The 14,620-nt window shown below is 65.6% G+C and carries 14 protein-coding genes, 1 tRNA gene and 1 pseudogene; 7 read left to right on the top strand and 9 right to left on the bottom strand.

Annotated elements, in window-relative coordinates:
* Positions 1-133: 133 nt before the first annotated feature.
* Both GQ57_RS08245 and GQ57_RS08240 read right to left on the bottom strand, forming a co-directional pair.
* Entirely contained in the window at positions 134-514 is a 381-nt protein-coding gene (locus GQ57_RS08245; RefSeq protein ID WP_031403659.1) for a hypothetical protein, read from the bottom strand.
* The gene (locus GQ57_RS08240; RefSeq protein WP_034197613.1) at positions 511-1,110 is read right to left on the bottom strand and encodes an NUDIX domain-containing protein; all 600 of its coding nucleotides are present in this window, start codon (positions 1,108-1,110) and stop codon (positions 511-513) included. The genes GQ57_RS08245 and GQ57_RS08240 overlap by 4 nt, the downstream gene beginning before the upstream one ends.
* 81 nt (positions 1,111-1,191) lie before the next feature.
* Here GQ57_RS08240 and GQ57_RS08235 point away from each other — a divergent pair, with 81 nt between their 5' ends.
* From GQ57_RS08235 to GQ57_RS08225, 3 genes are all read left to right on the top strand, one after another.
* A complete protein-coding gene (locus tag GQ57_RS08235) occupies positions 1,192-1,947 on the top strand; it encodes a DeoR/GlpR family DNA-binding transcription regulator (RefSeq protein ID WP_034197612.1) in 756 nt (251 codons plus the stop codon).
* A gap of 193 nt (positions 1,948-2,140) precedes the next feature.
* Positions 2,141-2,740 (top strand): chromate transporter, encoded by a 600-nt coding sequence (locus GQ57_RS08230; protein ID WP_034197611.1) that lies wholly within the window; start codon positions 2,141-2,143, stop codon positions 2,738-2,740.
* Positions 2,737-3,279: a chromate transporter gene (locus GQ57_RS08225; RefSeq protein ID WP_034197610.1), complete on the top strand. Its 543-nt coding sequence runs from the start codon at positions 2,737-2,739 to the stop codon at positions 3,277-3,279. Before GQ57_RS08230 ends, GQ57_RS08225 begins: the two co-directional genes overlap by 4 nt.
* A gap of 48 nt (positions 3,280-3,327) precedes the next feature.
* Here GQ57_RS08225 and scpB read toward each other — a convergent pair whose 3' ends face one another.
* The 3 genes from scpB to GQ57_RS08210 all read right to left on the bottom strand — a co-directional run bounded on the left by scpB (position 3,328) and on the right by GQ57_RS08210 (position 6,741).
* The gene (scpB, locus tag GQ57_RS08220; protein WP_034197609.1) at positions 3,328-4,137 is read right to left on the bottom strand and encodes a methylmalonyl-CoA decarboxylase; all 810 of its coding nucleotides are present in this window, start codon (positions 4,135-4,137) and stop codon (positions 3,328-3,330) included.
* On the bottom strand, positions 4,134-5,357 hold the full coding sequence (locus tag GQ57_RS08215) for a CaiB/BaiF CoA transferase family protein (RefSeq protein ID WP_034197608.1): 1,224 nt from the start codon (positions 5,355-5,357) through the stop codon (positions 4,134-4,136). The genes scpB and GQ57_RS08215 overlap by 4 nt, the downstream gene beginning before the upstream one ends.
* A 61-nt stretch (positions 5,358-5,418) precedes the next feature.
* Positions 5,419-6,741, bottom strand: coding sequence for an MFS transporter (locus tag GQ57_RS08210; RefSeq protein ID WP_031403378.1), 1,323 nt, complete (start codon positions 6,739-6,741; stop codon positions 5,419-5,421).
* Positions 6,742-6,911: 170 nt separating this feature from the next.
* Here GQ57_RS08210 and GQ57_RS08205 point away from each other — a divergent pair, with 170 nt between their 5' ends.
* Entirely contained in the window at positions 6,912-7,841 is a 930-nt protein-coding gene (locus GQ57_RS08205) for a LysR substrate-binding domain-containing protein (protein WP_031403377.1), read from the top strand.
* A gap of 237 nt (positions 7,842-8,078) precedes the next feature.
* Entirely contained in the window at positions 8,079-8,705 is a 627-nt protein-coding gene (locus tag GQ57_RS08200) for a LysE/ArgO family amino acid transporter (protein ID WP_034197607.1), read from the top strand.
* Between the two features lie 3 nt (positions 8,706-8,708).
* Here GQ57_RS08200 and GQ57_RS08195 read toward each other — a convergent pair whose 3' ends face one another.
* Positions 8,709-9,869: a mandelate racemase/muconate lactonizing enzyme family protein gene (locus tag GQ57_RS08195; protein WP_034197606.1), complete on the bottom strand. Its 1,161-nt coding sequence runs from the start codon at positions 9,867-9,869 to the stop codon at positions 8,709-8,711.
* Positions 9,870-10,269: 400 nt separating this feature from the next.
* On the opposite strand from GQ57_RS08195, the gene GQ57_RS08190 reads away from it, so the two are divergent.
* Positions 10,270-10,344: transfer RNA gene (locus GQ57_RS08190), tRNA-Gly, on the top strand.
* 214 nt (positions 10,345-10,558) lie between these two features.
* Here GQ57_RS08190 and GQ57_RS08185 read toward each other — a convergent pair.
* The 3 genes and pseudogenes from GQ57_RS08185 to GQ57_RS39065 all read right to left on the bottom strand — a co-directional run.
* Positions 10,559-10,943: pseudogene (locus GQ57_RS08185) on the bottom strand (integrase core domain-containing protein); the annotation flags it as partial.
* Between the two features lie 368 nt (positions 10,944-11,311).
* Positions 11,312-11,695, bottom strand: coding sequence for a hypothetical protein (locus GQ57_RS43015; protein WP_160257512.1), 384 nt, complete (start codon positions 11,693-11,695; stop codon positions 11,312-11,314).
* A gap of 55 nt (positions 11,696-11,750) precedes the next feature.
* On the bottom strand, positions 11,751-13,340 hold the full coding sequence (locus GQ57_RS39065; protein ID WP_081896622.1) for a tetratricopeptide repeat protein: 1,590 nt from the start codon (positions 13,338-13,340) through the stop codon (positions 11,751-11,753).
* 429 nt (positions 13,341-13,769) lie between these two features.
* On the opposite strand from GQ57_RS39065, the gene trmB reads away from it, so the two are divergent.
* On the top strand, positions 13,770-14,537 hold the full coding sequence (trmB, locus tag GQ57_RS08175) for a tRNA (guanosine(46)-N7)-methyltransferase TrmB (protein WP_031403373.1): 768 nt from the start codon (positions 13,770-13,772) through the stop codon (positions 14,535-14,537).
* The last annotated feature ends 83 nt before the right edge of the window (positions 14,538-14,620 follow it).

Here is a 14,620-nt window from a genome sequence, read left to right as displayed (position 1 = left end):
AAGTCGCGCGCCCTCGTCCGCATCATGGATGCATGCGTCCCGCGAAGGCGCGGCGCCGCGCACGCCCGGCCTCCGCCGGAACGGGCGTCGACCGATGCGGGGAGGCGCCGCGGCCGGGCGCCTCCCCGCGTGCTCAGCTGGCCGACTCCTCCTGCGCGACCGGGATCTCGTCGACCGAGAAATAGACCGGCTTGCCGAGTTGCCGTGCCAGGCTCACGTCCGCGTCGGCCCCGCGCGACGCGCCGTCGATCCGGCAGACCGCATCGCAGCGATGCAGCAGCCGGTGCGCGGCCGGATACAGGAACGACTCGCTGATCGCATCGCCGACCTGCCGCGACCCCGCCGCCACGGCAAGCGGCAACGACACCCACTCGGCGATCATCGGCATGTGCCCGCGGCGATACACGGCGAGCGCCGTCGTTTCGAGCCGGTGCAGGTTCGCGGCGATGCGCGCGGGGTCGCCGTCCGTGCCGCTGCGATACGGGCCGGCGATCAGCACGAGCAGCGGCGTCATGCCACGCGCGCGCCGGCGGTTTCCCGCAGCGCGACGTACTGCAACAGCATGATCGTCTTCCCGTCGACGATCTCGCCGCGCTCGATCGCCTCGAGCGCCGCGTCCAGCGGCATCTCGACGACCTCCAGATCCTCGCCCTCTTCCGCGACGCCGCCGCCGTCGCCGGTGCGCAGCGACGCATCGTATTCGCCGACGAAGAAATGCAGCTTCTCGGTCACCGAGCCCGGGCTCATGAACGCCTCGAATACCTTGCGCACGCCGCGCACGCGATAGCCGGTCTCCTCCTCGGCCTCCGTGCGGATGCGCGCTTCGGGCGTCGCGTCGTCGAGCAGGCCGGCGGCGGCCTCGAGCAGCATGCCGTCGTGCCCGTTGACGAACGCCGGCATCCGGAACTGCCGCGTCAGCAGCACGTCGCCGGTCTCGGCATTGCGCAGCAGGATGGTCGCGCCATTGCCGCGATCGTAGGTCTCGCGGCTCAGGCGCTGCCACGTCCCGTCGCGGCGCAGGAAATCGAACGTCACCTTCTTCAGCACATACCAGTCATCGGACAGCACCGTCGTATCGACGATGCGGACACGGTCCCGCGTTGCAGTCATTCCAGCCTCCGGTTCGACAAAAGACGGCGCCCATGGTATCGTGCATATTCGTGCAATTTCAAGAAATTTCGTGCAAACACGATGCTGACGACGCAACGCAAGAAAGCGATCCTCGACGCACTCGCGCGCGACGGCCAGGTGCTGGCGGTCGAGCTGAGCGCCCGATTCGGCGTATCCGAAGACACCGTCCGCCGCGACCTGCGCGAGCTCGCGGCCGAAGGCCTGCTGCAGCGCGTGCACGGCGGCGCACTGCCGGCGTCGCCGGCGCTCGCGCCGTTCGCGCAGCGCGAGGCGCTCGAAACGGCGGAGAAGCGGCGCATCGCGCGCCGCGCCGCGGAGATGATCGCGCCCGGCCAGGTGGCGATCGTCGACGGCGGCACGACCTCGGCGTTGCTCGTCAGCCAGTTGCCGGCCGACCTGCGCGCGACGATCGTCACGCACAGCCCGAGTGTGGCGGTCGCGCTGGCCGCGCATCCGTCGATCGACGTGATCCTGATCGGCGGGCGGCTCTACAAGCATTCGATCGTCGCCGTCGGCGCGGCGGCGATGGAGGGCATCGCGCGCATCCATGCGGACCTGTACTTCATGGGCGTGACCGGCGTGCATCCGGTCGCGGGGCTCAGTACCGGCGATTTCGAGGAAGCGGCGATCAAGCGCGCACTGGCCGGGCGCGCGGCCGAGACGGTCGTGCTCGCGTCGCAGTCGAAGCTGCGCGCGGCGTCGCAGTTCGTGATCGGCGACATCGCGCTCGCGCACACCGTGGTGGTCGAAAAGGAAACCGAGGCCGCGCTGACGAAGCCGATCGAGGCGGCTGGCGTGACGGTCGTGCGCGCATAGCGCGCGGGGGCTTGCGGCTGCACGAAACGTGCGGGACCTGCAGTGCGGACGGTGCCGACAGGCTGCGCCGCACCGCCCCCGCCGGATCGTCCGCGGGCCTTCGTCGCGCGAACGCCGCGCCTCTGTCAGCGTGCTGACAGGGTCGGCTTGCTAACATGGGCGGGCCGCCCAACCGCCACGTACCGCCCATCCGATGCCCCCGCCCTCCGCTTCCCCTTCGCCTGCGCCGCCACCCGGCGTCCTCGCGCTGTTCATCGCGTTCTCGCAGATCGGCCTGACCAGCTTCGGCGGCGGACTCAGCGGGCGGATGATGCGCGACTTCGTATATGAGCGGCACTGGCTCGACGAAGAGGCGTTCCTCAACGGCCTCGCGCTGTCGCAGGCTCTGCCGGGCGTCAACGTGAAGAACCTCGCGATCTGGATCGGCTACCGGCTCGCCGGATGGCGCGGCGCGATGGCCGGCTTCACCGGCATCATCGCGCCGCCGGCCGTGCTGATCGTGCTGTTCGGCATCGCGTTCTCGACCTTGACGCGCTTTCCGCTCACGCACATCGCGCTCGCCGGCGCGGCGGCCGCGGCGATCGGGCTGTCGATCTCGATGGCGATCACCGCCGTGCGCCGGCTGCCGCGCCGCGCGCTGCCGTTCGCGGTGATGGCGCTCACCTTCGCATCGGTCGCGCTGCTGCACTGGCCGCTCGTCTGGACCGTGCTGGTCGGCGGCACGCTGAGCGTCGCGCTCGAATACCGCCGCGCGGCCGCGGCCCCGGCCACGACCGGGAGCGACACGCGATGACCGCTTCGCAACGCTACGTCGCGCTGTTCGGCGTGTTCGCCCCGCTGTCGATCGCGACGATCGGCGGCGGACAGGCGATCATCGCCGACATCCAGCGGCAGGTCGTCGACGTCCATCACTGGATGACCGCCGCGCAATTCGTGAACGACTTCGCGATCGCGCGGATGGCGCCGGGCCCCGGCTCGCTGCTGGCGACGCTGATCGGCTGGCAGGTCGCCGGCTTCTGGGGCGCGGTGATCGCGACGCTCGCGCTGTTCGGCCCGACCGCGTTCCTGATCTACGGCGTCGCGCATCTGTGGCGCCGGCACCAGGGCGCGCGCTGGCAGATCGCGCTCGAGGCCGGCCTGCGCCCGATCGCGGCCGGCATGATCCTGGCGTCGGTGTGGGAGCTGCTGCAGGCGCTCGACGGCGGCTGGGCCGCGCGCGCGATCGCGATCGCATCGACGCTGTGCGTGATGTATACGCGCGTTCACGCGCTGCTGCTGATCGCGGCGGGCGCCCTGCTGCTCGTCGGCGTGCACGCGATCGGCGGCGCATAGCGCACGCCGCCGTCGCCGCGCTGTCGCGCCGCCCGGGCGCGCGAGCGCCTAGCCGCCGCGAAACACCGGCGCGCGGCGCTCCGCAAACGCGCGCAGCCCCTCGTCGAAATCCGCGCCTTCGCACGCCTGCCGGCGCAACTCGGCGATGCGTTCGAACGCATCGGCCGGCAGCGGTCGCGCATCCTGCAGCACGCGCAACTGCTCCTTCACCGCATGCACCGCGAGCGGCGCCTTCGCGGCGATCGTGCGCGCGATCTCGAGCGCCGCATCGTCGACGCCGCCCGCGTCGGCCAGCCGGTTCACGAGCCCGTGATGCGCGGCGCGCTCCGCATCGAGCGGTTGCGCGCAGAAGAACATCTCCTTCAGCACGTGGATCGGCAGGTTGTCGTAGAAACGCAGCAGGCCGCTCGTCGAATACGGCAAGCCGATATTCGCGGGCGTCATCGCGAACCGCGCATCGCGCGCCGCCACCACGAGGTCGCAGCTCATCACGAGATCGACCGCCCCGCCCCATGCCGATCCGGCCACCGCCGCGATCACCGCGCCCGGATAAGTCCGTACGCGCCGCAACGCGCGTTCGAGCGGCTTGCCGTATGCGAGCGGATCGCGATCGTCGGCCAGCTCGCGCAGGTCGTGCCCCGCGCTCCACACGTCGCCGCTGCCGTCGTTCGACAGGATCACGACCGGCGGCGGACGGCGTTCGGCAAGCGCGTCGAGACGCGCGACGAGCGCATCGAGCAACGGTGCGTCGAGCGCATGCCGACGCGCCGGATTCGCGAACCGCACGCGCACGATCCGCTCGTCGACGCTGTCGACCGTCACGCGCGATGCATCGTCCCGTTTCGTCGTGTCGTTCATTGCACGGCCTCCGCCACCGCGTCGGCCTGGAAGATCGTGCGGCCGGCCAGCAGCGCGTCGATCGCGTCGTCGTCGTAACCGGCCTCGCGCAGCACGTCGACGGTATGCTCGCCGAGCAGCGGCGGCGCATGGCGCGTGCGCGGCGCCGGCACGTCGTCGCCCATCCCGCCGAGCGGCGTGACGACCTGGCGCAGCGTGCCGAGCGTCGGATGCGCGACCGGCTCGACCAGCCCGCAATGCGCGAGCTGCGGATCGTCGAACACCTCGTCGAGCGTATTGATCGGCCCCGCCGGCAGCCCGGCGTCGACGAAACGCTGCGTCCATTCGCGCTTGCCGCGCGTACGCAGCCGGCTTTCGAGCAACGCCTTCAGCGCGTCGCGGTGCGCGACACGCGCGTCGTTGGTGGCGAAGCGCGGATCGTCCGGCAGCTCCGGCAGATCCAGCAACTGACACAGGCGCAGCCACATGTCGGACGTGATCGGCGCGAGGTTGAGCGGCCCGTCGGCCGTCTCGAACACGCCGTACGGCGCGATCACCGCATGCGCGTTGCCGGTGCGGCGCGGCACGTCGCCGAGGCTCAGGTAGCGCTGCCCGTGCACGCTCAGCAGCGCCACGAGGCTTTCGAGCAGCGACGTGCCGACATGCTGGCCGCGCCCGGTGCGCTCGCGCTCGAACAGCGCGGCCATCACGCCCGTCGCGACCCACATCCCCGAACTGAGATCGCCGATCGCGGTACCCGTGCGGGTCGGCTCGCCGTCGGGAAAACCGGTCAGGCTCATCAGCCCCGCGTAACCCTGTGCGATCTGGTCGAAGCCCGGCCAGTCGCGCAGCGGGCCGCGCGGGCCGAACGCGGTGACGCTGCCCATCACGAGCCGCGGATCGCGCGCGCTCAGCGCGGCATAGCCGAGCCCCATCGCGTCCATCGTGCCCGCCTTGAAATTCTCGATCACGACGTCGGCCTGCGCGACCAGGCGGCGCACCACGTCAAGGCCGGCCGGCTGCCTGAAATCCACGCAGATGCCGCGCTTGTTGCGGTTGCAGGACAGGTAGTACGTGCTCACGCCGCGATCGAACGGCCCCCATGCGCGGCTCATGTCGCCGTGCGGCCCCGACTCGACCTTGATCACGTCGGCGCCGAGATCGGCGAGCACCATCGAGCAGAACGGCCCCGACAGCGCGCGACTCAGATCGACAACCTTGATTCCTTCCAATGCCTGCATTCCGGACTCCTGATAGTAATGACTGGGTGTGGCGGGTATGCGCACGATCGCGGGGCGCCGCTCATTCGGGCAGCGTCTGGTGGCGCGTTTCGACGGCGAACGGCAGGATCAGGATGCCGAGCCCGAACACGGCCGCCGTCCACGCGACCGGCACGCCGAGCGAACCGTAGCCGTGTATCGCCGCGCCGAGCAGGAAGTTCACGCCCGCGCCGATGAAACGACCGACCGACGCGTTGAACGCGAACGCGGTAGCCCGCACGCGCGTCGGGTACTGTTCGGGCAACCACAGCGAGAAGATCGCGAAGTTGCCGCCGAAGAAGCCGAGAAACACGAGCGACACCATGAACGCGGCGAGCCCGTTCGGCTGGTAGAACGCCCAGCCGAACGCGAACACGATCGCAGCGGCCATGCCCGCGAAATACACGCCGAGCGCCGCACGCCGGCCGAGCCGCTCGGACAGCCACGGAGCAACCAGGCAGCCGGCGATCGTCGCGCACGACAGGATCGCCGCGCCGATCGATGCGAGCCGCATCGCGCCGATGTGATCGATGCCCGCGCGCGCCGCCAGCGTGCTCACCGCGCTCGCCTCGTAGACGGAGCCGGCCCACAGCCCGACGATCGCGACGCCGACGAGGCTCGCGCTCGTCAGCGTGCGGCGCCGGAAGGCCGGCGCGAAGATCTCGCGCAGCGGATGCGCGCGCCGTGCATCGGCCACATCGCCGTCGCGGGCGTCGTGCCGGCGCCACTGCCCCGGCTCCTTCACGCGCATCACGGTAAACACCGCGAGCAGCGCCGGCGCGAGCCCGCACAGGAACATCGCGCGCCAGCCGTAGGTCGCGCCGATCGTGTAGTTCAGGCACGCCGCGATGAAGAAGCCGAAGTAGTAGCCCGTCTGCAGGTAGCCGGCGCCCATCTTGCGGCGGTCTTCCGGCCAGCTCTCCGCGACGTAGGTGCCGGCGAGCGCCCATTCGCCGCCGACCCCGATCCCGGCGATCAGCCGGCACGCGGCCAGCGCCCACACGTCGTGCACGAACGCGGCCGCGCCGGTGAACACCGAGTAGATCAGGATGCTCGCCGCGAGCGTCCGGACGCGGCCGAAGCGGTCGGCCAGCGGCCCCCAGATGAACGACAGCCCCCAGCCGATCAGGAACAGCGCGAACAGGATCGACCCGTACATCCCGAGATTCGCGGGCGTCGCCGCGATACCGGACGCCGGCAGCAGCTCGGTCAGCGCGGGAATCAGCACGAGCGCGTAGATCACCGAATCCACGCCGTCGAGCACCCAGCCTGCATACACGGCCCAGAAGCCCTTGACCTGCTCGCGCGTGAGCGGCGTGCGCCGCGGCTTCGCGCCGGCCGCCGGCGCGTCGATCGCCTTGAACATCTTCGTCTCCTTGCCGGCGTGGCCGGCGCTTTTGCCGCGTCCGGTCCGGGATGGCCGGCAGGCTGGCTCTTTTGTGAGACGAGTATAGAAACGCTATCGATCGGAGAAAAATATGATATTCATCTTGCTCGATCGGATTGTCTTATGGCTCGAATCGGGAGACGGTGGCGATGGACTTGAGGCAGTTGCGCTATTTCGTGAAGGTCGTCGAATGCGGCAACGTCACGCATGCGAGCGAGGCGCTGCATGTCGCGCAGCCGGCGGTCAGCCAGCAGATGCGCAATCTCGAGCAGGATCTCGGGATGCAGCTGCTCGAGCGGAGCGTGCGCGGCGTCGCGCCAACTGCCGCCGGCCGCACGCTGTACCGGCACGCGCTCGAACTGCTGCGCCAGGCCGACGGCACGCGCGAGCTGCTGCGCCGCGACGCCGAGACACCGCAGGGCCGCGTGACCGTCGGCATGCCGTCGAGCACCGCGCGCGTGCTGGCCATTCCGCTCGCCCGCGCGGTGCGCGACCGCTATCCGGGCATCATGCTGGAGCTGATCGATGCGCCGAGCGCGGATCTCGACACGCTGCTCGAACGCGCGCGGCTCGACCTCGCGATCGTTGTCGACGCGGTCGAGACGCGCGGCATCGCGCTTCACCGGCTGATGACGGAGACGCTGTACCTGATCACGTGGCCCGGGTTCCCGGTGCCGGACGATCCCGTGCCGCTCGACGCGATCGCGCGCATGCCGCTCGTGCTGCCGAGCGCGCCGAACACGATCCGCAACCGCGTCGACTGGGCGATGCGCGAGGCCGGGCTGTCGTACGGCATCAGCTTCGAGGCAAGCTCGACCGGGCTGCTGTTCGCGGCCGTGATGGCGCAGCTCGGCGTGACGATCCTGCCGTGGACGGCCGCGCACGTCGAGATCGAGGAGCGCAAGCTCAAGCTGTCGACGGTCGCGCACCGGCTGTTCGCCCGCGACCTGTCGCTGTGCTGGCACGATACGGCGCTCCTCAGCAACGCGGTGCAGAAGGTGAAGGCCGAGATCGTCCGGCTGTTCGACACGCTCGGCCGGCGGCCCGAGTGGGCGGCCGGGCAAGCCGACGGTACGTGACGCGTGCCGTGCATGCGCGGTGGCGCCACGCCGCGCATACGAAGCTCGCCGCATCCCGGGTATCGCTGGCGCCGCCCCTTCTCCGCCGCGTCTGCCTCGGCGCCTTCGCCGGCATCGGGCCGGCAGCCTGCGCGCGGGCGCCCGCCGGGCGGCCATTGACAACGCCCCCCGGCGCCCCTTAACGTTGGGCCCATCTTGACCATCACCGGTTCAGCTTAAGAGGTTGTCGGCCCACTCGTGCTCGACACCTCCGCCTTCATCGAAGGCCTGCTGCTTGGCGCCGGCCTGTTCACGTCGGTCGGCCCCAAGGACGCCTTCGTCATCAAGCGCTCGCTCTCGAGCCCCCATCTGCTTTCCATCGCCCTGGTCTGTGCCGGCGGCGACGCGCTGCTGATCGCGCTCGGCGCGCACGGGCTGTCGTCGTTGCTGTCGCGGCATCCCGGCGTGGTGTCGGCCGCGCTGTGGGCCGGCATCGCCTACCTCGCCGGTTTCGGCCTGCACGCATTGCGTGCGGCGATCCTGCGGCGGCAGCCGGCGCACGTCGAGGGCCCGCGCGCGGGCAGCGAGCCCACGCTTGCGCGCACGCTGCTCGCCACCGCCGCCGTCTCGCTGCTCAATCCGTATGCGTGGATCGACACCGTGCTGCTGCTCGGCACCGTGATCGCGAGCCACCCGCCCGCCGCACGCGCGCCGTTTGCGATCGGCGCGACGACGGCTTCGCTTGCGTGGTTCCTGATGCTCGCCTATGGCGCGCGTGCGTGCCGTGCGTGGTTCGCCCGCGCGCTTGCATGGCGCGTGCTCGATTTCTTCGTCGCGGCGATGATGCTCGGCTTCGCGGCGCGTTTCGCGATCGACGCGCTCTAGGCGTCAGCGGCCCGCCACCGCGCGAAACACGTCGTGCGCGCCCGCATGAAGCTCGAAACCGATGCCCGGCGCTTGCGGCACGCGAGCGTACCCGCCGTCGACGCTGGCGCCGTCGGCCAGCCCGTTGAACGGATGGAACGCGAACGGATTGACTTCCGCGCCGCCGAGCCCGAGCGCCGCGACGACATGCAGCGAGAACAGGTGGCCGCCGTGCGGCCAGAACGCGTCGCGCCGCCAGCCGCGCGACAGGAAATGCCCGACGATCTGCAGATAACCCGGCAGCCCGTAGCAATGCACCGGATCGAACACGAGCACGTCGCGGTCGCTGCGCAAGCCGCCGTAGCGGTCGAGGAGCTTCGCTTCCGCGAGCGAGAACAGCGCTTCGCCGGCCGCGACCGGAGGCGCGTATCGCGCGGTAACGTCGGCCTGGAGCGGCAGGTCGAGCGGATCGCAGATGTCCTCGAACCACCAGAGGCCGAACGGTGCGAGCATCGCGGCGGCGGCGTGGACGGTCGTTGCGTCGTACAGGTTCATCGCATCGACCGCGAGATGCGAACTGTCGGCGAGGTACGCGGACGCGGCTTCGATGCGGCGCCGGTCCAGGTCGAGATCCGCCCCGCCGATCTTGATCTTCGCGTGCGTATGGCCGAGATCGGCGATGCGGCGCATCTCGTCCGACAGGCGCGCCAGATCGTCGTGCGGATAGCGGTAGCCGCCGCCTGCGTACACGCGCACGCGCGGCGCGGCGACACGATCGAGACGGTCGGCGAGAAAGCGCGCGAGCGGCAGGCCGGCGATCTTCGCGGCAGCATCCCAGATCGCCATGTCGAGCGCGCCGACGGCCACGCAGCGCTCGCCGTGGCCACCGGTTTTTTCACCGGCCATCATCGCGCGCCATGCGCGGAACGGATCGAGGTTCGTGCCGGCTTCGTCGGCGAGCGTGTCGGCGGCAGCCAGCAGACGCGGCGCGAAACGTTCGCGGATCAGGCCGCCCTGCGCGAAGCGGCCGACCGATGCATAGCCGTAGCCGGTCACGGGGCGGCCGTCGCGCACGACGTCGGTGACGATCGCGACGACGCTCGTCGTCAGGCCGCCGGATGGAATGGCCGGGTCGGCGTAGCGGGAAACGGGAATCGCCTGTTCGTGAATCGCGGTGATGCGCATGGTCGGGGTTCCGGTGAGGGCGGCCGGTGCGGGCGGAAGACGGGCGCGATGCGGCCGGTGCGGTGGGCGGACCGTTGCATCATAAGGGCTGGCGCGGTGGATTGCAGGGGGTGTCCGGCGTGGATGCGTGTGTTTCGAGGCGGGCTCCGGGCTCCTTCTCCTCATACTCGGCAGCAGTCGTCTGAGATCTCGACACGGGTCGCGCCGAAGGCGAGAACCTCTGCATGAAGGCCACCGAATCATCGACGCGGACAACCTCCAACGACGGATTCCAGCCAGACGCTGGCAACCGTCGCAGCGACGCCACCGCTCCAGCATCGATCCATGCCTGTTCCAATGCCGGCAGTCAGAATCCGACGCTTGCCATCTCCACCCAACCCCCTGTAGAATCGCAGGCTCTGCGGGCGTCGTATAATGGCCATTACCTCAGCTTCCCAAGCTGATGACGTGGGTTCGATTCCCATCGCCCGCTCCAGTACGGACAAACCCCTGCCACGCAAGGCTCTCAGGGCTCCTCCAAAGTCGCCGTACTCACACCTTCTACCCACAGCTGCTACTCACACCTGAGCTTGAATTTGGGCCATGGGGCGTTCCGTCTGCCGATCAAGACACCCAGGTTGCACCGAGACAAGAAATCCGGCGCCTATTTCAGAGGTGGCCCCACTCGCTCGGACAGGTTTCTGAGATTTTTAAGTGGAACGTCCGAGGCAATCATGCTGCCGATTTGATCGCAGGCAGCGCCGCGACCTATGCCTCATCCGGCGCCTGATCCGCCAGGCCGAATGGGGCCGTTTCCGGTTGTACAGCCCGATGGAGCGACGGGCATGGGCTGACCGACTCGTAGGCCTGCAGGGAAATCTCTTCGCACTTGATACTGCGCCACACCCGTTCGACGAACACGTTGTCACGCCAAGCCCCTTTGCCGTCCATCGACAGCCGAACGCCTCGACCCAGTGCGGCCTCGGTGAACGCGCCCGCCGTGAACTGGCTGCCCTGATCGGTATTCACGATGTCGGGTAGCCCATAGCGGGCGAACGATTCTTCCAGTGCCTCAACGGCAGACGTGGCTTCCATTCGGTAATCTGGTTCGGGTGAACATCGAACTGCTGCGCCGGCTCTGCCAGCGCGTGCTCGCCCTTGACCACAGCCAGCGCCACCTTCGCTTTGAACTCCGCTGAGTGCGCGCGTCGAGTTCTCTTCGTCACTTTCTCGGTTCCTTTGCCAGCATTATCGCTGGCCCAGGCCCCGGACGTTGTACTTATTCGATTGTCCGGATTTGCGCGGCCAACTCTTTGCAAGATTTATTATTAACAGGTGCCTCGTATAGTCGACACATTCTTCACATAACACAATCACACCAAAAAAAAATAACTCGCAATCACACACAAAAAAATTCATTCAGGAAGACACATTTTATGTGCCCTCCTTTATATGCAACAGACTTAGAATGTTCCCGCCGCACTGGAGTTACTACAGTCGATCGTCACCGTCGCAGATGCCTCACCTGCTGGCGCAGAACCAGTAGAACCGCTAATCGTGACGGTAGAACTACTAGTCGCAGTCAGCTTTCCGATCTGTCCGGGTATGCACTGGACATTCACGGACTTCCCGTCGATCGGCGTCATCGTGATGTTTTCGCCACGCCAAATAAAGCTATAGGTTCTCACCGCATTGCTTTGCGGCACTGCATCTCCAGTAGCCGTACACGTCCCACCAGAGGATGAAGAACATTGAAGCACGACTGTCGACCCCGTTGATTGTGCGTTTGCACCAAGACTCACACCAACCAAAAGCAACCCACCGAACAGAGAAGCAAAGGTCTTCATATTATCTCCATCATTAAAACAACCTAACAATATAGTTAGGAAGACCAATACTACCTCAGGATGATTTCACCATCAATTCCAGATCCGACACAATATTATCAACCACCGATCGCCAATCCCCGCGTTGAGTTTGTCGATATAATTTCAACGTATTCGGATACCATATTGACGTATCACGTGATCCCGCCCATCTCCAGTCGGTTCTAGCAGCGGACAGCAACACCCAGCACGGTACGCCGAGTGCACCGCACAGATGCGCCATCGATGTATCGACAGTGATTACTAGATCAAGCTGTTTCACAATTGCTGCCGTGTCATCGAAATTATCTATTTTTCCACCAAGATCACACACGGGCTGGACATTATGAAGCTCAGAAATCTCTTTACGCCCGCGTTCTTTTTGAAGACTAATGTAACTAACACCCTTGACCTTCCAAAGTGGCGCGAGTATTGAAAAACTCGACAAAGATCGAAACATATCCGCTTCATGCTTCTGCGCCCCCTTCCAGACCAGGCCAACCCGCATCGATCCAGTCGGAATTTCCTTTCTCCACTTTTTTACTAAATTTTTTGAAGGGGAAATATAGGGTATTTTATTTGGCACACTATCAGGCCTTGTCTTCAAAATATATGGAAGACTAAATATAAGAGTCCAGAAATCGTAGCGATGGCGTCCGAGCTCCTTGACAGACGAAATCACCTCATCGACACCGGGAATTGACTTAAAAAGGGTGCGAAGTTCAGAACTACAGGCCAGAATTATTCGTCCCGCCCCGGCCTTCTTTAAAATTGCGACGTACCTCGCCATTTGTATTTCGTCGCCAAATCCTTGCTCACGTATAACCAATAGAGACTTTTTATGCAAGGCCTCCCCCTGCCACTGCCTAATATTTGCCGAAACAGAACGAGACATAAATTCGTTAGAAATACTGGGAAGTCGCCGTTCATTAGCCTCCCAACCTTCATCCCACCTTCCCATTTCAAGCAACAGCGTGCTAAGGTTGACGTGATGAAACGACTCATCGGGACAGATGGCAATGGCGTCACGATAAGCTTGCTCTGCCTCACCATGCCGACCCATACCTCTAAGCGCGACACCCAGATTTGAGTGTGCCAAATGATGCTGAGGATTTTCTCGCAATACAGACCGATAAACCTCCTCCGCATCTTTCAATTGATCAAGCTGATGCAGCGCAACGCCGAGATAATGAGCAAGCTCGACATCATCAGGACGGTCGACCATCACGCGGCGACACATCTCTATAGCATCTCGAAACTTCCTCAAATCAAGCAACAATCCAATTAGATTGTCTTGAATATCTTTCCGACGCCCATCGATCGATAAAGCCACCCTGTAGAGATTTTCCGCGGCCTCCGGCCACTGCCTTACCTTCCAATAAAGCGTCCCCAAGTTATTATATGAATCCACCCAATCGGATCGAATGTCAATAACTCTTTTCCAATAGCGCTCGGCCTCATCAAAGCTTCCCAGGCTATAGCAACACGCCCCCGCAAGATTCAAAATCTGAATATTATCAGGATCAGAATCCAGCAAGACCACTATGCTCTCGTACGCATCAGAAACATCTTTCTCTCGATATATGGAGAGAGCCAATTCGAATAGGGAAGATTGATCCGCGCTCATATTTATCAAATTAATCACAAATCAATAACGCACACGATAAATTCGAATGAAAGTGATCTAAAAATCTACACTCTTGCATTAGACTTCGGAAGCTTTTCTTGGAACCTGGCCTAGAAACGCGAAATAGGCATTTTTTGCTGACTTCACATATGGACGAATACATTTGGGTTGTGCTACACTAGCGGCCTATGCGAAGCAAGCATTTTTTGCTCAAAGTTCACGCAGTAGAGCAGATAAGTAGCTGATTTTAAATAGAAGTTGCGGTAGGTGGTTTACTCTTCCATCCCCCGCTCCACTTTCCGGCTGCATCGCAGCCTGCGCAAAAGCCGCCTCGTCGAAGGCGGCTTTTTTGTACCATGTGCCGGTTCACCCGGCGCACTGCTGCGCGCAACGGGCTCTCGCCCGCAACCGAGCCTTTCTCTGTCACCGATGATGCACGACGACCCGAACGAAGCCGGCCTGCCGCCGCACGACGACGCCCTTCCCGACGAAACCGCCGAAGGCGCCGACGCAGTCAATCCGCTGCACCACCGCCGCATCCGCAGCTTCGTGACGCGCGCCGGCCGCGTGTCGACCGGGCAGCGCCGTGCGCTCGACGAATTCGGCCCGCGTTTCGTGGTGCCGTATGCGCCGGAGATGCCCGACTGGAACGCGGTATTCGGCCGCAGCGCGCCGCGCATCCTCGAGATCGGCTTCGGGATGGGCGCATCGACCGCGGAAATCGCCGCGAACCGGCCCGGCGACGACTTCCTCGGCGTCGAGGTGCACGAGCCGGGCGTCGGCGCGCTGCTGAAGCTGATCGGCGAGCAGGATCTGACGAACATCCGCATCATCCAGCACGACGCGGTCGAAGTGCTCGAGCACATGCTCGCGCCGGAAAGTCTCGACGGCGTGCACATCTTCTTCCCCGATCCGTGGCACAAGGCGCGCCACCACAAGCGCCGGCTGATCCAGCCGCCGCTCGTCGCGCATCTCGCGTCGCGCCTGAAGCCCGGCGCGTACATTCACTGCGCGACCGACTGGCAGAACTACGCGGAACAGATGCTGGAAGTGCTCGGCGCGGAGCCGACGCTCGAGAACACGGCCGCCGACTACGCGCCGCGTCCCGACTACCGCCCGGTGACGAAGTTCGAACGGCGCGGGCTGCGGCTCGGCCATGGCGTGTGGGACCTGGTGTTCCGCAAGCGCGCAGGCTGACCGCGCCGGCAGGCGCGCACGTCGCGCCGCCCCCGGACGACAAAACGGCCCGACCGGCATCTGCCGGTCGGGCCGTTTTTCAT

Origin of the sequence: Burkholderia sp. MSh2, from assembly GCF_000731655.1 — a bacterium.
Taxonomy (GTDB): Bacteria; Pseudomonadota; Gammaproteobacteria; order Burkholderiales; family Burkholderiaceae; genus Burkholderia; species Burkholderia paludis.
Note: the sequence above shows the minus strand (reverse complement) of the source record. Positions and strands in the feature narration are given on the sequence as shown.